Genomic DNA, 323 nt, shown 5'->3' with positions numbered 1-323 from the left:
CTCTATTTCTCCTTCAGTCTCTAACCCTTTAAATACAACATTCTTAATTGATTCATGGTTTAAAAATACATTTGTTTCCTCTGAAATATGCCCTTGCGGATATGGACATGCCACATAATCCCAGAGTTTTTCAGAGTCTGCCTGTTTTTGTTTTCTACCATAGATCATAATTGCCTGTTCCACAAAATCAACTAGTACGACAGTTCCTATTGGTAATAATTCATCCGTTTTTGATATATTAATTGCATTAATTTCATTAGCCATCTTAATTCCCCCCATATCAGATTAATATTAGATTAGCCTTTCTATCTCATTTTTTCAAC

Annotated in this window: 1 protein-coding gene; it reads right to left on the bottom strand. The window is 32.8% G+C overall.

Translation table 11 applies throughout. The features are described from left to right. Positions 1 to 264, bottom strand: a 264-nt coding sequence (locus AOA60_RS22255; RefSeq protein WP_099586255.1) for a DUF4176 domain-containing protein, incomplete at its 3' end; no start/stop codon positions are given. Positions 265 to 323 lie beyond the last annotated feature (59 nt).

This window comes from Pseudomonas sp. 2822-17, from assembly GCF_002742485.1.
Taxonomy (GTDB): Bacteria; Pseudomonadota; Gammaproteobacteria; order Pseudomonadales; family Pseudomonadaceae; genus Aquipseudomonas; species Aquipseudomonas cyclaminis.
Note: the sequence above shows the minus strand (reverse complement) of the source record. Positions and strands in the feature narration are given on the sequence as shown.